Source organism: Arthrobacter sp. H20, assembly GCF_000520515.1.
In the GTDB taxonomy this organism is placed as follows: domain Bacteria; phylum Actinomycetota; class Actinomycetes; order Actinomycetales; family Micrococcaceae; genus Arthrobacter_D.
On sequence record NZ_AZRY01000202.1, the window covers coordinates 1 to 19,144 of the forward strand.

Below are 19,144 nucleotides of genomic sequence, written 5' to 3' on the forward strand. Positions count from 1 at the left end.
GCAGCAACCCGTTCGTATTCTCATTGGAGCCCCGCTGCCACGGTGAATGAGGGTCGCAGAAGTAGATGGCCATTTTCGTGGCCATGGTGATCTGGCGGTGCTGGGCCAGTTCGGTGCCCTGATCCCAGGTCAGCGACTTAGCCAGGTGCGCTGGGAGGGTCTTGATGGCCGCCAGGAGACCGTCACGGACCGCGATGGCGCCGTGGTCCTCGGGCAGGTGGATGAGGATCGTGAACCGGGTCTGGCGCTCCACGAGGGTGGCGATGGCCGAGCGGCAGTTTGAGCCCAGCACCAGATCCCCTTCCCAGTGGCCAGGGACGGCGCGGTCTGCGACCTCGGCGGGCCGTTCGCTGATCAGGATCATGTCTGGGATCTTCCCCGAACTCTTAGCAGCGGTGGAGCGTCTGGGACGCCTCATCGCACGGCCGGTGCGCAGGTGTTGGTGCAGGTCAGCGCGTAAATGACCGCGGCCCTGGACATACAGTGCCTGGTAGATCGTTTCGGGACACACCTGCATCTCCGTCCGGTCTGGGAACGCCGCGCCGAGGTGGTCGCGGATCTGCTCGGGGCTCCACTTCACGCACAACTTGGCCTGCACTAAGGATGCCAGTTCCAAGTCATCAAACTTACTGGTCTTGGGCCGGCGTCCGCGCAGCTCGGCCCGTTTCTGGGCAGCATACGGAGCGTACTTCCGCCGCCCCCGCGGACCCGGTTCAGGGCCGTTGCGGTGCAGCTCACGGCTGACCGTCGAAGCCGACCGTCCCACCTCTCGGGCGATCCCCCGCACACCGGTCCCGGCCAGATGCAGATCGGCAATCCGCAGCCGATCCTCTAGGCAGAGGTACCGACCCGACGGCTCCGGCTTGGCACGCGGGATCCGCCCACCGGTTACTTGCCGCCAACGTCGTCCAGTTTGTCGATTCACACCCACAGCATCACACACCGCCGTCAACGTGGAGCCCTGCGCCATCAACACCCAGAACCGCGCCTCTTTCTCGATCCGTTCCTTCTTCGACAACATACGCAGCACCTCACATCAATAGAGGTGTTGCAACGACCGCTTGAGCTCGCCATCGGCTTATGGCTCCTGTTAACGGTCATTCTTCGCGTCAAGCACAATTGCGGAGCTACCGACAGGTTTGTCGTTGTCCTAGTTCGGGCGCTATCAAGAAAACTATGAAGCAGGCTTAGCGGTTCCAGTAGGGTGGGGTGAGGGTCGTGGCACCGCTGCTGGGACCGGATCGCTGAATGCATGGAGGCTCGAGTGTCCAGGAACGAAGATCGCCCGCAGAACAACCAGTTCACCGTTGATGTGCCGATTCCGGGCGTGCCATCGGTCCAGGCTCCGTCACTTGTGGAGCCGACCGAGCCCCGGGATCCGCTTCCGCCGAAACCTGACCAGGATTCTCCCGAAACCGGATCGCCGACCGGTGTTCCCACGGGTGCCCCAAAGAGTGCAATGTCGCAGAGTGGGCGTTTCCTGACGACGGCGCAGGGCACACGGGTCCCGGACTCCGACCATTCGCTGAAGGCTGGCCCTCGCGGCCCGATCCTGTTGCAGGATCATCACCTTCGGGAGAAAATCACCCACTTCGATCATGAGCGGATACCAGAGCGCGTCGTTCATGCGCGGGGCGCTGCCGCCCACGGGGTTTTCGTCGCGAATGGTGCCGCTGCTGGCGTCAGTAAGGCAGGCTTCCTTGCCACAGGAACCGAGACGCCGGTGTTTGTCCGGTTCTCCACGGTACTCGGCTCCCGCGGGTCCGCAGACACTGTTCGGGATACCCGCGGGTTTGCCACGAAGTTCTACACCGACGAAGGTACCTATGACCTCGTGGGAAATAACATCCCGGTGTTCTTCATCCAGGACGGCATCAAATTCCCCGACGTGGTGCATGCTGCCAAGCCACATCCGGACCGGGAAATCCCGCAGGCACAAAGCGCCCATGATACGTTCTGGGATTTCGTTTCCCTGCACACCGAGGCGCAGGCCCACACGATGTGGAACATGTCCGACCGCGGTCTGCCGCGGTCGTTCCGCACCATGGAGGGTTTCGGCGTCCATACTTTCCGGCTCGTCAACGGTAAAGGGGAGACGACGTTGGTGAAGTTTCATTGGAAACCGCGGCAGGGCGTGCATTCGCTGGTGTGGGAAGAGGCCCAGATCATCAATGGAATGGACCCGGATTTCCACCGGCGCGACCTGGCGGACACCATCGAGGCCGGTGCGTACCCTCAATGGGATTTGGGGATCCAGACTTTCCCGGATACTCCGGAGGAGATGTTCGAAGGGATCGACCTCCTCGATCCGACGAAGTTTGTGCCCGAAGAACTGGCGCCGGTGCAGATCATCGGCACCATGACGCTCAACGCGAATCCTACGAATTACTTTGCGGAGACCGAGCAGGTCGCCTTCCATCCGGGGCACCTGGTCCCGGGTATCGATGTCACCAATGATCCGTTGCTGCAGGCACGATTGTTCTCCTACATCGATACCCAGATCTCCCGGCTTGGCGGGCCGAACTTCAGCCAGCTGCCCATCAACCGGCCGCTCGCACCGGTGAATGACATGCTCCGTGACGGAATGCACCAGACGGCCGTTCACGGGGGCGTGGCGCCGTACAGGCCCAACTCGCTCGACGGCGGGTGCCCGTTCCTCGCAGGGGAGGACATGAGCGCCTACATCGAGGTGCCGCAGGACCTTCCCGCGTCCCGGAAGGTCCGTGAGTCGCCTGCGACCTTCGACGATCATTTCAGCCAGGTCGGACTGTTCTTCCGGTCACTGACCGCGGTGGAGCAGGACCACGTCATCCAGGCGTACACCTTCGAACTGGGCAAATGCTACGAGGAGAACATCCGGATCAGGCAGCTGCAAAGCCTGGCCAACATTGACGAACACCTCTGCGCTGAGGTCGCGCAGGGCCTGGGGCTGCCCGCACCCGCGGCGTCGGTGACGGCGGAGGAATCCGCGGAGAGTCCCACGCTGTCCCAGATCGGTGCTACCTGGCCGGTCAGCGGACGGATCATCGGCATCATCGCCGATGAGTCCAGCGACCTCGGAACACTTGATCGCGTCCGTCAGGACATCCATGCCGTGGGAATGGTGCCCTTGGTGATTGCACCACAGGGCGGAAAGCTCGGCGGATCAGTCGTCGTGCAGCGCACCTACCTCACCGCGCGCTCCACTGAATTCGACGCGATTCTGCTCGCCGGTGCCAGCACCCCCGGCAGCGACGCGGTGGACAGCCTCGACGCCAAGGCAGGAGACCCCACCGGACACCCCTCGGTAGACCCCCGGGTCAGTTTGATGATCGCTGAAGCATTCCGCCACTCCAAGGCCATCGGCGGCTGGGGGGACTCAGCCAACACTCTCGCAGCGGCCGGAGTGTCCTCAACCGCCCCCGGAGTGGTTGTCGGCGACGACCCTACAGCGGTTCTCGACCAGCTGCAGGCGATACTCGGGCAGCACCGCGTCTGGGAACGGTTCCCCGCCTAACCGGCAGCGACAACAGCTTCAGCAAAGCGGCCCTGAATTCCCTACGGGAAGCAGGGCCGCTCTACCGCTAACCAAATTGGTGCTCCGCACGTCACGAAAAAATGGCGCATATCAGTTGTTCCTCCACCACCTCGCCGAGGCCATCCGGTATTGCACAAGGCCAGTGAGAACGCGGTGTGCTGCCCCGACCATCGCGGTGGAGGATCCTCCACCGCACCACGTTCTTCGAATCCGACTGTCAACGAAAACGTGTCGTCATCAAAAGTCGACTGCACGGAATGTCAGGACTCGTCTGCACGAGGCGTGTGTCGAGTGATTCGGGGTTAGACGTGTTTCTAATCGCTGAGAGTTCCGAGGCGTTCATTAGAAGCGGTCAGACGCAACCGACATCATGGTCCTGACCTTGCCGCGAAGTACGGTCTCCCTCATTACAAGGTACAGAGGGTGTCACGGAGCTCGGTCACATTCGAGGCCCGTGGTGATTTCCCTCAACCGTTGGCCCGTCACAGGTCAATTGGCCGCGATGTCGACCGTTTCCTGCGGAAACACTGCGTTCATCCAGGGGTATTTACGTATCAATTTTTGAGGTGTCTATCGGAGAATAAGACGAGGCCGTCCGTCCTGTACCGCACCACGGTGGGGTACAGGACGGTGGTTGTCGACAAGGGCAAACCCGGTGTGAGCCGGGGACGCAAAGCCACGGAACCCACGGGGTCAGCCGGGCCACCGAACCACGAAGGACTCCATCCATGCGTTCCATCCCACCCATCAACAGCATGCGATCCCGACCGCCTACGCGCGGGGGTGCAGTACGAAGGCTGCTGACGGCCGGAGCGTTTGCCCTGGCGGCGCTCCCGGTCCTCGGGGGGTTAGTTGTGGAAGAGTCAGGAATGGGTGAGATGAGGATGATGGAAGTAGCCTCATCCACCTCGGGGTGGCTCCACACGGACGGCGGAGTGATCCGCGACGCAGCGAACAACCCGTACATAATCAAGTCGATAAGTTGGTTTGGTTTAGAGACACCGGAATGCGTGCCCCACGGGCTATGGACCATCAACCTTGAGGAGGGTATCCAGCAAATCAAGGACATGGGGTTCAACACGATTCGCCTGCCATACTCCAATGAGTGCATCACCACCGGCGAAACCAGTTCCGTAGACTCCTCGGCCAACCCCGGACTCGTCGGCAAGGCCCCGCTGCACGTCATGGACGCCGTCATCGCCGCAGCGAAAGCCAATGGCCTCAATGTTATCCTCGACCGCCATCGCCCGGACTCCGGCTCACAGTCCGAACTCTGGTACACCGCCCTCTACAGCGAGGAAAAGTGGATTGCTGACTGGACGATGCTCGCCGCCCGGTACAAAGACAATCCGACCGTTATCGGGGCGGATCTGCACAACGAACCGCGCGGGGCCGCCTGTTGGGGATGCGAAAATCCTGCAACTGACTGGCAGGCCGCCGCCACGCGTGCCGGCAATTCAATCCTGTCCATAAACCCGAACCTGCTCATCATCGTCGAAGGCATCGAAAACGAATCCGACGGCACCGCCACCTGGTGGGGAAGCGGGCTCAAAGGCGTCGCCGCGTATCCCATCAGACTCGACATCGATAATCGTGTCGTCTACTCCCCCCACGATTACCCTGGCTCCGTCTACCCGCAAAAGTGGTTCTCGGAACCAGATTATCCAGCTAACCTCCCTAATGTTTGGGACAACAACTGGGGGTACATCGCCAAGCAGGGCATCGCGCCGGTCCTCCTCGGCGAATTCGGTACCAGACTCGAAACCACATCGGACAAGCAGTGGCTGGACCAGATGGTCAAATACCTCGGCAGCACCGGGATCAGCTACTCCTACTGGTCATACAACCCCAACAGCGGTGATACCGGCGGTCTCGTCCAAGACGATTGGCGTACCCCGGAAACCACCAAACTCGAGGCCTTGAAGCCCCTGCTGACGACTACTCCGGTGCCGGTTCAACCCCCGCCAGCTGTGGTGACTCCCGAGATCCTTACCACTTCCATCCCGACCATCAGCGGCACGAATAAGGTCGGATACACCCTCACAGCAAACCCCAGAACCTGGACCACGGGAACCAGGCTGACCTACCAGTGGTACCGCTCCGGGCTCCCTATCAAAGGTGCTGCCTCCAAGTCGTACAAGCTAGTATCTGCTGACCGTGACAGTACCGTCAAAGTGCGTGTGGTGGGTTCAAGAACCGGATATTCGACAGTGCCGAAGTACTCACTGCCAACCGTACGGATTTCCTCTTCGTGATGCTTTTGAGGGCCAAGGCCCCGGCATTCCCGTCATTGCCAGCCGGTCAGAACCTGAAGAGCTCGGAGGAAAATCAGCTTTGTTCTGGGCGGTTGGTCGCGTCCCGCTGAATGATGGCGTGTTCTCGACGGCCGTTTCCGGTACCTGCCAGTTAGCTCCGAACCGGTCAGCACATTGGTCGTGATGGGTCTGTTCTGTGCTATCGCTACTTCGTGAAGCTCATTCGTCGTAGCTTGTGCTTCCGCTGATAACAGCGGAAGCCCCGCTTTGCCTGCGCACGAGTAGTTGCTTTTCCCGGGATTCTCGAAAATTAGACAGAGTGCTCGAGTCGTTCCTTTGGGAAGGGCGGTCCCGCTGCAGGAGAATGTCGCCCTGCTCCTGGCGGCCGGTGGGCCGACTCGGCCGGTCCACAGCTCACGTGCTCCGAGCGTCCTGATGAACTCCGGCGGCTGGACTCAGACTCGTGGCTACTCAAGCGGGGGTGGGGACGAATCATCACTCACTACGGTTGAGCTGGGCTGAGTTTTTCCGAGTCGGGCCGGGAGAGAGCGGGGCCCTTAGATATTGCATCTTCAACGGCTGGCTCAATCTGCGGGCGGGCAAGGTAGACCACTTTGGTGTGAAACAGATACCTTAGCCCGAACGCGGCTGCGAGGGTTCCGGCTTGCGCCACCACGCTGTTAATTAGGAGTATTTCCACGAGGAACACCAGGACAGGCAGACGGAGCAGCGCTTCGGCGTTGTTGAAACCCACTGATTGCAAGAAGCGCGTGCGGGTACTGGCAGCACTGTGTCGTGCCCTCTTGAATACCAGCCTTTCCTGCATGAGGAAGTTGGTCAGGATGGTTAGTTCGGCTGCTGCAATAGCCGCCACGACATAGTGGGTACCGAACATCAGCAGGGTGGCCATAATCGACAAGTTCAGGACGGTGCCGATGGCTCCGACGACGGCGAAGAGACCAATGCGCCCGACCCTGAGTTCCCCTACCTGGCGGATAAACCGCAGTCCCTGACTCATCGTGGCTTTCGATGATCCCGCGAATCGCTGTCCAAAGATAAACGGGATTTCAACAATTTTTAGTGGTTGCCGTGCGAGAATTTCCAACAGGATTTTGAAGCCGGTGGGCCGCAGTGCAGCCACATCGATGCTGGTCCTGCGGATGGCGAAGAACCCGGTCATCGGGTCTGAACAACCCTTGAGCCGAACCGGGAACAAGGAACGGGTGACCATGGTTGATGCCTTCGACACCATCCGGCGGTAGGTTCCGGAGAGGCCTGCATTGCTGCTCCCTTCACCGCAGTATCGGGAGGCAATCGCGACATCGCTGGCCGAATTTTCAAGCTGAGCCAGCATTACTGGGATCATTTCGGGAGGGTGCTGGAGGTCACCGTCCATGACCAGGCAGTAATCGGCATGGCTCGCTGTGATGCCCTCGATGACCGCCCCGCTCAAGCCGCCGATGGGCTCTTGGCGGTGGAACATCCGCACGGGGAGTGCGGAGATCGCCGCGGCCTGTTGGATGGTTGTAGGGGTTGAGTCGGTGGAATCGTCGACGAAAATGATTTCCGCCTCGATGTCACTGCAAATTGTGGCGATTCGGTGGACGAGTTCTTGAATATTTGGTGCTTCATTATAGGTCGGCACGATTACAGATAGTTTCATGGTGTTCTTCCTAGCGGTTTAGCTCTTTGGGCGACACGATCACATTGTTGACGCTCCACTAGCCGGCAGCGGGCAGTAGGACGGGCAGGGGGCCGAAGTTCCAGGAATGCAATGGGTTATCTCCTGTGGGTGCGCCCAGCCGAAGTGGTGGGTAGGGGCGGAACGGGCGGTGGACTGGTGCGCTGTCATCGGACGAAACAAAGCATCCCTGGCGCAACGTCTAAGGCGGTTACTGGCGGGATCCAAGGGCCAGAATGTCGTCAGCGAGCTGTTGAAGAGAGTGTTCTCGCTCAGTCAGGAGAGGGTTTTGTGCGCCGATGGGGGTCACCTGTGCAGTAGTGAAGGCAAGTTCTTCGAGACCATGGTTGTGAAGGAGCGTTTTGGGTGGCGCTTTTGGCTGGTAGGTAGAGAACGGGTAGTAAAACAGTTTGTCTTTCATGTGTGCAGCTTTTCCTTTGATGCGCAGCGGACAGTCTTCTTGGGCAGGCTTCGCGCCTTACTGAACGTGACCTACATCCAGCTGAGGCCTTTGCCTGCTAGACAGGTGCTCATCATCGATACTGATGATCGGTGGGTTTACCACTTCGGCAGGTTTGGCGTGCGATGGGCCGGGCTGGTCGCGCGGGATCGAGTGCCTAAGCGGTGACTATGGTGGCGAATACCACCATGTTTCGTGTCCAGTGTCCGCGTTCGGGGTCGTACTCGCCGTCGCAGGTGATCAGGCGTAACTGTGCATCCGGTGTGGGTCCGTAGATTTCCTCGGTGGGGAAGGAGCCTGTTCTTTCCGCGGAGATGGTGCGGTTCACTTCGAAGACCGCTGTACTTCCGTCTGACTGGTCGACTTCCACACGGTCCCCGGGAACCAACTTACCCAGTTCGACGAAGACGGCTGGGCCGTCGGGTGCGGTGAGGTGACCGGCGATGACGGAGGGGCCGCGCTCCCCAGGTAGTGGACTGCGGTCGTACCATCCGGCGGCGTCCCAGTCGACAGGCGGGAGGAGGGTTCCGGTGTCATCGATCGAAAGGGTTTCTAGAGGCGCGTCGACGTTGATGGACGGGATTCTGAGGCTCACGGGGGAATGGTTCCCGGGAGTATCCTCGGGTTTTTCAGCGCTGGGGTCCTGGATGCGGCCGGCGGCACCGGCCGCCGTAGCGGCGTTCGGTTGGGCCGTGCCCCTTTCTGGTTCCAGAGACCGCGTTGCATCGGCCGGAACCGTGGTCTTGGCCTGACTCCCTGCTTGGCCCCGTTCTTGACTTTGTTTTTGCACTTGTCCTTGGGTGCCCGACGCATCCGTCGCAGGGGCACCGCAACCGGCAAGTAGCAGGCCTGCAGCAAGTGCGCCTACCACCGCGGTGTGCGGTGTTTTCTTATGCCATTCGAATAAAAACATGATCCATGATCCTCTGTGTTACATACAGGTTCTTCGTGCAGCGAACTTTCGGGCGAAGCTGGAGACATCAAGTGAAGGCAGGTTTCTGAGCCGTACGACGGCCTAGTCTGGCGCCAGGGGCGGGCAGCCGCCCAGCGCCTTGGTCTCAAGCATCAGACGCCCCAATGATGTCCACGCCGCGCCGTAGTAGGTACTGAACTGTCTAGCAACTTGTTCCGCTTCCCTGACATCCCAGCGCGCATCTGCCAACTGCTCTGCCGAAGCCGCAGCGGCGGCGCGGGACAGGTAAGCGACAGGATGTTGGTCTTCGTTCAGGGGCGAACCACCGAGATCCAGTGCTGCTGACATTCCATTGGTGGGGTTGAGTGCCGGGAGCATTCGGGCCGCGAGGCGCCGGTCTGCTTCTTCGCAGGACTCCGCGAAACGGATCGGCAGCCGGGCGGCGTCGTAACTGTAGCGCACCTCATCACCCTGCCCGCCAGCACCGGGCATCGCGTTGACTTGACCGTCTGCCGTGACCTGGGCCCAGTCTGGAGGAAGCGGGCTCTCATCAAGCAGCGCGGCGGTCACAGCCCGTCCGCCATCTACCAGTTCATTCCAGCGCTGATCCCCGCTGCTCTCGAAGAGAACCGCAAAGGATACAGGCGAAGCATAGGAGGGATTGTAGAAGTAATCGGGTCCTCCTGCCGCCCACAACCCGGGAAGAAGAATCCTGCCCAATGGTGTCTGAGTTGTCATCAAATCCAGGACCTGTGCTGCAAGTTTTTGCCCAGCAGCAGTGAAATCCGCCCGGTCAAAGCGCTCACCCGCAAGGACAAGAGCACGGGCAGCATCCACATCGGCATCCGAGGCCGGTTCGGCATCGACCACGACGCCGTCCTGCCAGCGCCAGGCCAGCAGCCCGTCTTCGCGCATCAGATTCTGTTCGGTCCAGGACCAGATGGCGTCGAATCGTTCCTCGTCTCCGGCACCAAGTGCGATCATCAGGCCGTAGGCCTGCCCCTCGCTGACGGTGTCGTCGCCCTGGTCGCGACGGACTACGCGCCCGTCATCATCAACCCACGTTTCCAGGAACGAACGCGCGGACTCCCCAGGTGTGACCTGCTTGATGCTTGGTTCCACGGCAGGCCCGCTTTCTCCAGAGGACTCTTGGGCGCCCTGATTATTCGATCTGATAACACCGGTTGACCAGAGCGCGGCGACAACAACGACAAGGAGCGTCACTACACTGAAAGCCACCACGGCGAGCATGGTGCTTTTTTTCACTGGCGGCGCCCGCTGGCTGCGAGGGATTTCCGTGCAGGACGTACGGCGACCAACAGCGTCAGCACCGCGGCCACAACCAACGCGCCCATCACGGACCATTGAGCGACAAATGCGCCGGTGACTTCCGTGGTCTGAACGGCTGCACCGGTGTTTGTTCCTCCAACGGGAGTGGAACTTACCGAGCCGCTGTCTTCGACTTGCTTGATGGTCAGTCCGCCCGAGGCGTTGTCCAGGACGAGAAGGGTGTTCACACTGCCTGAGTCAAGCTCGATCTCCGCCTCGCTGGCCACCGCGTCTGCCGTCAGCAACAGGTCCCACGGCCCCGCGTCCACCGTGGCGTATCCGGTCACTTCACCACTTTTCGCTCCTGCGGTGATGACCATACCGGACACGGTTTTGATGTCGACGATGGGATTCACAGTGGAGGCCTGCAGGACTCGTACGCGCGCTTCACCGTCACCCGGTGGGGTGAGGTCATCGTAAATGACCTTGGTCGTCAGCTCGGAATTCGAGCCGAGAGCTGCCAAGGTCACGGGCTCACCGTCCTTGACGTTGATGAGCTCGCTGATCGCCGGTTCAGCCTCTGCTGTGCTATCCGTGGGAGTCATGGACACGACATAGGTACCGACCGCCAGGCGTAGGTACTCTGAGACATCACCGTAGGCGACGTCTTCCAGATCGAAAAGCACCTCGCCTCCCGCCACCGCTGTCAGCTGGACATCCACCGACTTGGTGTCGGGAGACAGATGGGCAACGCGCGCCCAACCGGCAGGTGTCTCATCGGATTCGACGGCGGAAACCGGGCCCGCCGCGAAGGTCAGCGCAAGCAGCGCGGTAACTGCCGCAGCGAAAATGCTGGAGACTCTGCCGGTCACCCCCCGGCGTCCTCGTGGACCCGGTATCGCGCCGGTGGTGGTCATGGTAGTGGTGTGCATCGTGTGCTCCTCTGCGATCGATAATGAAAGAAGTGTTAAGTTACTGATTCCCGGCGCCAGCTCGCGTCGGGCAGACTGCTACCGGGACGGCAGCAGGTTGGTCGGTTGAACGGTCGAGAAGGTTGCCAACACGCCGTCCTGTGTCTGTGTGACGCTTGATACGGCGAAAAATCCGTTGAGGCTTTCAAGCCACCGCTGAAGGTCATCCGCTGCAGGGCTTCCCGGGGCCAGGGCAACGCCATCGGAAGCGCTGAACAATACCTGGCGGCGCATCGTGCCGCTCTCGCCGTGAACGACAGGGAAACTCGCAATGGTTAGGGCGTTCAAGGATGCTCGTTGACCGATTGCGGCCAGAATACGTGCATCTATTTGACCTGCCTCGAGGAGTGAAACAGTCTCACCCTCAAAGGTCAGGGAAGGATTGGTGACCAACTCGATCCCTACCGAGGACAACCGTTCCGCCCGCTCGGCAGTCGCCTCCTCGCGCGCGGCGAGTCCTTCCGGAAATATGCGGCGGACGTCGACCTGCTGGAAGCCCTCGCCGAAGCTCGCGACGATCTCGGAATTATTTAGCGCCTGGGCGATCTGGGGGAACTGGTCAGGGAAGGTGCGCATGGAGTCCGTGGTGACAATGTAGTCCGAGTCCTGCCAACCGTTCGGCGATGCATCCATGACATCGGAGTCTGTATCTAACTTGTAGTACCAAATGACGTTGTCGCGGGCGAAGCCAGCCTTGACGAGATCAACCCACATCGCGTCATCCACGATGAGCCGGTCGGTGAGGGGGACGTTGCTGGTAATCCAGTCCTGCGCCTGAACTGTTGAGGCATCCAGATTAGCGAGCAGCATCCCTCGGAGCTGCGTGGTCCACAACGGCACCGCGATGACAACAGCGATAATTAACCCCGCTATACCTGTCATGGCGCTGACCCGTTTGCCTGCACTGTTGCCGCGGCGAAGGTGGGCGAGTATCCAGGAGGTCACTCCAGCGATGCAGAGAGCCGCGAACGGGATCAGCATGATGACATAGGGAACCGGAAGGTAGCTTCCCGGCCTGAACATGAACAACACCAAACCCACCACCAGGACGGCATAGGGCCGCAGCCGTTTAATGAACAACCCTGCCAGAGTTGAGACGATACCCGTGGTGATAAATACTGGGTCCAGTTGCCACCACATGGCCAGCGTGCGGTTGATCAAACTGTCAGGGTCGGTGATCGAACCACTCGAGACACGCGAGCTGAGCTGGAAGGCGATACCATCGAAAAGGCTGACCCTGTTATCTCCTGGCAGTAACTCGCCCTTGACTGCGGCGAACAGGATGTATCCGCTACCGACGAGGACCAGCATCGTGGAGGCGACCGCGAGGGTGTAACGCCGTGTGGCCGGGTACGCCGAGTGGAACATGACCCAGGCTAGGAGAGGAAGGGCCAGGAGATAGGTCTCTTTGGTCAGCACAGCGATCCCGAACATGACCGCTGCCCCCACAAACTCTGCGAGCTGGTGCTTACGGCTCATGGCAAGAATCAGTGCGCCCAGGAGCCAGGCGGTGGCAATGTTATCCAGATACACGGTGCGGTGGAACTGGATAGCAAGAGGTGAGAGCGCGAAGAGCAGGGCGGCGAGGGTGGCCATTCCCCGACCGAGACCCGTTTTGCGGGCGAGCAACCAGAGTAGCGCGGTGCTGATGACTGCTGCCACCAGCATCGCTTCGCGGCCGGCCATCACGGAGGTGTCCCATCGATCGAAAGCGCCGGTGAGTTGGGCGTATCCGGCAATCTGAATCCACCCCAGCGGCGGGTGGTCATACCAGTAGGTGTAGTGCGCCAACTCACCAAGATTGGTAATAGCCCACGCCTGCGCCACATAGGTGCCTTCATCATCGATGCGCTGCGGAGAGCCAGCCATGTTCCAGGCCTGCACTACGGCTGTTATGAGCAGGGTCGGCAGCAGCCACAACGGAGCCCGACCGTGAACCCGGCGCCAGCGGTACCATGCATGGGGCCCGTTTTTCGGCGGACTTTTCCGGACGCGGGTCGGAACTATTGGCCGCCTACCAGGGGATTGGGGCATTTGGTGCGCTGGTGTCCGGTGCGTGGTGGTGCTCATGATGCGGCTCCTGAACCGGCCGAACCGGAGAACTGGGGTTCTTTCGCGAACCCGGACCCGTGCCCTGCGCCAACCAGCTGCGGTTCTTTGCCCGGCAGAGGAGCGAAGTCGGTGCGGTGGGCTCCGGTGTGTTCGGTTTTTTCCCAGGAATTCTCGCCGCGGATCTGCCGCCACACGGCCCGTACCGCTGCGGCTGCGAGGAACACTTGATAAGGGAAAGTGCCAAGGACCAGCCGGACATAATCTCTCATGCGTACTTTGCGGCCGTACAGTTTGCCGAACTCGTGAAGGCCAGCGGCTTCGGCAGCAAGAGTCACGATCGTGGGTCCCAGGGGGAGGAAGGTAATCAGGGCCACCCCGACAGGTACCTTGGCTGTGAGAATGAGGACAATGGACACCGGAATGAGCAGTCCGGTTGCTGCCTGAAGGAACGGCATCGCCAGAATGTACCGGGCAAACAAGCGCTGCCTGGCACTGGGAAGTTTCCGCCACTCTCCCTTGCCCAGCACCTGCAAGAACCCCTGGTTCCAGCGGGTGCGCTGCTTGAACAGCGACTTCAAAGTTCCCGGGGTTTCTTCCCGGGTGACCACCTCAGGGCTGTAGGCAACGGCAACAGTGGCGCCCTGGCTTGAGAGCCGCACCCCTACTTCGCAGTCCTCAGCCAGGCACTCGGCATCCCAACCGTTAGACCAGTCGAGCCACGTTCGCTTAATGAATACCGTGTTGCCGCCCAATGGAATGAACTTCGCGTTAGCGTGGAAATGAAGCCTGGAACGGAACCAGAAGTAATACTCCAGGACGTTGCGCAGCGACCACCAAGTGGTATCGAAATTCATTAACTGCACACCTCCCTGCACCACATCCGCGGAGGTCTCCGTGAAGCGGGAATCGACCAATGACAGCAATCGTGGATGCACGTCATCCTCGGCGTCGAAAACCCCGACGACACTGCCTCGTGCGGTCTTGAGTGCGAGATTGAGCGCTTTTGGCTTGTTCTTGGGAACCGAGTCATCCACCACTACTTTGATCAGTTCGGGGTGACGTGCCGCGGCTGCACGGGCAACAGCTTCCGTACCCGGATCGTCATGCCCCACGATCGCGATGATTTCAAAGTCCGGGTGGTCCTGCTCGGCCAGCTTGTCCAGCGTCTGGCCCATCACCTCTTCCTCATGCCTCCCAGGAACCAACAAGCTGAAGCTGTAGGCGGCAGGGCGGGGAATCTTTGCGAAACCCGTGCGCTGCAAACTGTCCCTGGAACGCCACGCATGGAGCATCCACCACAGCGTAGTGACGGCAATGGCCGTCAAGAGGACAGCGACAAGCATGAGGCTTCCATAAGCTAGCCATTCACCGACGGACCAATCCGGAAGCAGACCAACGGTTGAGGTATCAGTGGAGTTGATATCGGGATCGCCACGATTCGGCGCGACGTTCTGGGGGGCAGGATCCTCCGGCGCTGGAGTCAAAAGGGCGCCGGACGGGGCATCAAAAAGGTTGGTATTCGTTGAAGTGGCGGGGATGCTCGGAGTCATGAGACCTCTTGGACATGGGTAGGGCGGTCGGTCGGACGTTCGCGACGTTGCGGTTCACAGGCCAGATCGCAGCAAACCCAGCAGGGTATGCTGCGAAGCCATTGGCCGTTTCACAGGTGGCTGCCATAGGTGCTGCTGGCAGCTGAGAGTGCTTGCATGGATAGCGGTCCGTGCCCTTGAGAAGTTGGACAATGATCCGGCCGCTGATCCACTTCGATTCACTCACCGCTGCTTTGGTGAGCTCTCAGGGGAATCGGCGGCGCCAGTATGGGGAGCTCCGGTCTCAGGAGAGCTTTGGCGCCGCCGATTCCGATTCGGAGGGGACATCCGCACAGGCAGGAAAAGTGATTGGCACGGCTCCATCCAGTGCAGTCAGCATTGACGGCGGTGCGGTCATCCAGGGCTGCGATACGCCGCTAGCGTTCAATTGGTAACGACGTAGAGGCCCTACTTACAGACGTTACGGTTTCCGGGAGTGCTCTGCACGAGTAGTCGATACTCGACTTTTGGAAGGATCTACTCAGTATGCTTAGTGCTGCTAATCTATAACCCGGTGGCCGCACGGGGTTCGTATCCTTCCCAGCTTGCAGGTTCTGGGGATCCTTTAAGATTTTAGTAATTTCAAGGATAAGCTGCTGATCCTTGGGTTCCGTTCATAGTCGTTGAGATAGCAGTCGGCTGGCCTGAGTGTGAGAACGTGTCGGTTCGTCGGCGCGTATGTGAAGTACTTGGCGGCTAGGGGCGGGGGTCCGAATGAGAAGCATGGTTGTCGCAGGCCTGGTGGGACGCGCCCACTTGGTGCAGGAGATTTTGGTGGGTATCCGATCGGGGCGGACCAATGGTGCGGTGATCATTGGGGACCGCGGTGTGGGTAAGACCGCCGTGATGCAAGCAGTGGTCCAGGAGCTGGGTGAGAGTGTCCCCGTGTTCAGGGTTCATGCCAGCAAAAACGTTTCACGTGCGCCGTATGGATCTCTGGCACCGTTATTGACCGGTTTGTCTGCAGATGAGGTGTTGTCCTCCACAGTGGTCCTGCGCGAATTGACACAGCGTCTCGGTGAAGACAACGACAGTGGTTCAGCCATGGACGGCTCCGTGGGAGCCCGACCCGTTTTAGTTATCGACCCCGGCGATCAGCTTGATGTTTCCAGTCTTGCGGTCCTTGAGCAGCTGTCCGCAGCGGGGGAAGTCCATGTCGTGACGGCGGTGCAGGATGGAGCTGTGTCCTTTGGTTTCGGTGCAGTTGGGGGTCTGCTCACCCGGTATTATCTGGACCCCTTGGACTTGGCCGAAGTCCACGAGTTATGCGAGCAGGTGCTGAGCGGGACGGTGGCCGGATGCAGCAGCGCCGCCTTGGCACGGATCAGTGGTGGCAACCCCCGGCTTTTGCTCGCCCTGGTGTCCCAAACACGCCGAAACGGGCAGTTGACTTCCAGGAACGGGGTTTGGCTGCTTACCAGCGGAAGCGTGGCTTTTGATAGAGAGGTGACCGATCTTATCCAGTCCCAGCTGACCGAGCTTCCCGAGGACGCCCGTGAAGTTCTCGATCTCGTGGCACTGGCTGAACCGCTGCCACTACCTGTTGTATTTTCTCTGGGCAGCTACGATGCCGTCGATGTTCTCTTGAAAGCCAAACTCATTACCGTTACCGGCGCCCCGGATCCTGTCGTCTGTTCCCGTGACCCGCTCCACGGCGAAGTCGTACGGCAACTTATTCCTGCCGGTCGTACCAGACGGCTCCGGGAACGCCTGGCTAAGCGCCTGCCAGCAGGAACCCGGTCCGCCGATGCACGTCTAAGAGATGCCCGGTGGTCCCTTGAGTGGGGATTTGATGTATCGGAAGCCGAACTGGTCGACGCTGCCAGAATCGCTATCGATTCATTCGATCCTGACTTCGCCATCAGCGCAGCCAGCGCCGTCAAAGAGCCCGAACATCTGGCCGCCGCATGGATTGAACGTGCTTGGGCCAGCTATCTCAGGGGCGATGAGACCAGGGCTTTCGAGCTGTTGGAAGCCATCCCCGAAGTAGTGGGCGATCATGTGTCGTTGAAGCGTGCCGTGCTGCTTAGTATCCGGCTCATGGCCCATGCGGGAAACCCCGCACATCACTTACATCACCAAGCCGATGCCTGGTCCTTAGCCCTTGAACGGATCACCAAAGACGATCCAGAGGATTCGATGGGGACGGTGATAGAGTCCATCGGACGCGTCATTATCCTGCTCGTGCAGTCCGTCCATATCAGCCAGGGAGAGCACCAGGACGCACCCGGCATTCTGCAAGGCGTTCTGGCAGAAGCCGAATCTGTTGAAGACGACGAATCTGTCCTGCTGGCATTGACGATGCTTGGGGAATGCGCGACCGCGACCGGACGTCCCGTCACCGGCGCCAACCTCACCGGCCGAGCACTGAGAATACTCACTGCCGATCTGCCCCGGTTGAAAATCCACCACGAGTACATCCTCACCCGGCATGTCATGGCACTAATCCGCTCCGGGCAATGGGAGGAAATCACCAAAGCCCACCAACAATACTGGGACACCTCATGGCGGAAGTCGATATACTCCGGTGGCGCCATTGATTTCGCCCGGAGCCTGGTCATCCTTTCCCATGTCCGTAACCAGACACAACCCGGACCGGGGCAAGAGCAACAAGACCAGGGCCAAGGGCTAAGGTCCGGAAGAGGTGCTGTAGAGCTCGCTGAACTCGGTGCAGCGATCGAGGGTCTAAGATCCTATGACTTGGAACACCTGCTTCCACTTGCCCTGGGAACGGCTGCCTACATTTCGGCTCTTCTGGGGCGCTTGGAGCTGGCCGAGGAACACCGGGCCAATTTTAGGCAGGCACAACACAGCGGATCCCTGGAAATGCGACTCCTGAGTCGTGGATTCAACGCTGCAGCCGGTTTTGTACTCACCGGAGACAGTCAAGCCATGCAGGACCTCATCTGTCTTGCCGATCAGGCCCAAACCAAAGGAATGAGTACCACCGAGCTGGAACTGCGCCTGCTTGCCCTCCGGAACGGTAACCTTTCCGCGAACGACCGTTTGCTGGTATTGGGCGAACAACTCGAAGGACCCCAGGCCGCCTTGGCACATACCTGCTTACGTGCCGTCATGGATGGAAATATTTCCCAGTTGCTCGAGGTGACAGCTCAAACCCGGGAAGCAGGCTTTAGCATGCTGGCCACCATCTGTTTGCAGGAGGCTCACCGGCTGGCCGAGGAGGCAGGCCACCAGAGGCAGCTGCGGATAATCCGTGCGCAACTTGCACTTGCACTGACGCAACAGGGATTCGCGGGCACAGTCCCTGTTTCAGTAGTAAAGCTGACCAAACGCGAACTTTCCCAGTTGCTCGAGGTGACAGCTCAAACCCGGGAAGCAGGCTTTAGCATGCTGGCCACCATCTGTTTGCAGGAGGCTCACCGGCTGGCCGAGGAGGCAGGCCACCAGAGGCAGCTGCGGATAATCCGTGCGCAACTTGCACTTGCACTGACGCAACAGGGATTCGCGGGCACAGTCCCTGTTTCAGTAGTAAAGCTGACCAAACGCGAACGCGCCGTTGCCTCCCTGACGGTCAATGGTTACAGCAACGCCGAGATCGCCGACAAACTTTTCCTCTCCGTGCGCACCGTCGAAGGGCACCTCTACAGGGTGTTCGAAAAACTCGGTGTCACCCGCCGCGAAAACCTCACCATCGACCACCTCAACCACTGATACCCATCGCATACCTCCACATCGCCACCTAACTTCCCGCCCTTGCCGAAAGCACCGAGCAGTGGCCACGAAAGCACGCTGCGCATGGATTTTGCGTTATCCATGCGCCACTTCACCTGAACTCCCATTCAGCGGGATCTGAGCTGCCGCGGGAACTTCGGACAGCGGAATTGGCTAATCCCGGGGATTCCTCTATCTCGCCACCGTGATCGACTGCTATTCGAAGAAGGTCGTGGGCTGGTCTATTGCCGATCACATGTGCACCGATCTGGTCGCGGACGCACTGAAAAACGCCCGCCAAACCATTCACCTGGACCAAGTCAGCGGAGTACCTCCTGGGCAAGATGAAACGCAAACAAACCATTAACACGGAGCACTAGTGACCAGGCTGGGCATGCGTTCCTCGATGGGACGCACCGGGGTGTGCTGGGACAATGCCGCCGCGGAATCGTTCTTTTCAGCACTGAAGAACGAACGGGTTCACCGCACCGTTTACGCCACCAAATCACAAGCAAAACGAGATGTCATCCGCTACATCGAGGGCTTCTACAACAGCCGCCGTCGGCACTCAGCCCTCAATTACCGCCGGCCCAACGATGTCCACTACAGTTACCAACAGCCAGCCATGGCAGCGTAGAGAAAACCACCAAATCCGCTGTCCGAAATCACCGCAGCAGCTCAGCCTTCACAAGTCGGCGGGCGCGGATCGGCCATGTGGGCGCGACGCGGCGGCTGACTTCCTCATAGCCAGCGATCGCAAAG

General features: G+C 60.1%; 12 protein-coding genes, 1 pseudogene and 1 riboswitch. Of the genes and pseudogenes, 5 read left to right on the forward strand and 8 right to left on the reverse strand.

The features are described 5' to 3' along the window. A partial coding sequence (locus tag Y703_RS0101190; protein ID WP_035763313.1) for an IS30 family transposase occupies window positions 1–1,021 on the reverse strand: 1,021 nt, incomplete at its 3' end. 243 nt (window positions 1,022–1,264) lie between these two features. Between Y703_RS0101190 and Y703_RS0101195 the strand changes: the two genes are divergently transcribed. Then, window positions 1,265–3,496: a catalase gene (locus Y703_RS0101195; RefSeq protein ID WP_253907889.1), complete on the forward strand. Its 2,232-nt coding sequence runs from the start codon at window positions 1,265–1,267 to the stop codon at window positions 3,494–3,496. Window positions 3,497–4,152: 656 nt separating this feature from the next. Then, a riboswitch (cyclic di-GMP riboswitch) is annotated at window positions 4,153–4,227 on the forward strand. 18 nt (window positions 4,228–4,245) lie between these two features. Beyond that, a complete protein-coding gene (locus Y703_RS17110) occupies window positions 4,246–5,772 on the forward strand; it encodes a glycoside hydrolase family 5 protein (RefSeq protein ID WP_253907890.1) in 1,527 nt (508 codons plus the stop codon). A gap of 502 nt (window positions 5,773–6,274) precedes the next feature. On the opposite strand, the gene Y703_RS0101205 is transcribed toward Y703_RS17110, so the two are convergent. The 7 genes from Y703_RS0101205 to Y703_RS17130 all read right to left on the reverse strand — a co-directional run bounded on the left by Y703_RS0101205 (window position 6,275) and on the right by Y703_RS17130 (window position 14,668). Next, the gene (locus tag Y703_RS0101205) at window positions 6,275–7,435 is read right to left on the reverse strand and encodes a glycosyltransferase (RefSeq protein ID WP_026551283.1); all 1,161 of its coding nucleotides are present in this window, start codon (window positions 7,433–7,435) and stop codon (window positions 6,275–6,277) included. A gap of 229 nt (window positions 7,436–7,664) precedes the next feature. Next, the gene (locus Y703_RS21835; RefSeq protein ID WP_155849350.1) at window positions 7,665–7,874 is read right to left on the reverse strand and encodes a hypothetical protein; all 210 of its coding nucleotides are present in this window, start codon (window positions 7,872–7,874) and stop codon (window positions 7,665–7,667) included. Between the two features lie 196 nt (window positions 7,875–8,070). Then, window positions 8,071–8,508: a sortase domain-containing protein gene (locus Y703_RS22270; protein ID WP_035763315.1), complete on the reverse strand. Its 438-nt coding sequence runs from the start codon at window positions 8,506–8,508 to the stop codon at window positions 8,071–8,073. A gap of 420 nt (window positions 8,509–8,928) precedes the next feature. Continuing rightward, window positions 8,929–10,092, reverse strand: a complete 1,164-nt coding sequence (locus Y703_RS0101220; RefSeq protein ID WP_026551285.1) for a family 8 glycosyl hydrolase — start codon at window positions 10,090–10,092, stop codon at window positions 8,929–8,931. Next, window positions 10,089–11,027: a DUF4397 domain-containing protein gene (locus Y703_RS20605; RefSeq protein WP_026551286.1), complete on the reverse strand. Its 939-nt coding sequence runs from the start codon at window positions 11,025–11,027 to the stop codon at window positions 10,089–10,091. Before Y703_RS20605 ends, Y703_RS0101220 begins: the two co-directional genes overlap by 4 nt. 78 nt (window positions 11,028–11,105) lie before the next feature. After that, entirely contained in the window at window positions 11,106–12,935 is a 1,830-nt protein-coding gene (locus tag Y703_RS17125) for an ArnT family glycosyltransferase (protein ID WP_162148843.1), read from the reverse strand. A gap of 197 nt (window positions 12,936–13,132) precedes the next feature. Beyond that, window positions 13,133–14,668: a glycosyltransferase gene (locus Y703_RS17130; RefSeq protein ID WP_253907891.1), complete on the reverse strand. Its 1,536-nt coding sequence runs from the start codon at window positions 14,666–14,668 to the stop codon at window positions 13,133–13,135. Window positions 14,669–14,859: 191 nt separating this feature from the next. On the opposite strand from Y703_RS17130, the gene Y703_RS0101240 reads away from it, so the two are divergent. The 3 genes and pseudogenes from Y703_RS0101240 to Y703_RS22790 all read left to right on the forward strand — a co-directional run. Then, a complete protein-coding gene (locus tag Y703_RS0101240; RefSeq protein ID WP_026551287.1) occupies window positions 14,860–15,102 on the forward strand; it encodes a hypothetical protein in 243 nt (80 codons plus the stop codon). Window positions 15,103–15,421: 319 nt separating this feature from the next. Then, on the forward strand, window positions 15,422–18,382 hold the full coding sequence (locus Y703_RS0101245) for a helix-turn-helix transcriptional regulator (RefSeq protein ID WP_081743313.1): 2,961 nt from the start codon (window positions 15,422–15,424) through the stop codon (window positions 18,380–18,382). A 181-nt stretch (window positions 18,383–18,563) separates the two neighbouring features. Next, a pseudogene (locus Y703_RS22790) lies at window positions 18,564–19,019 on the forward strand (integrase core domain-containing protein); the annotation flags it as partial. Between the last annotated feature and the right edge of the window lie 125 nt (window positions 19,020–19,144).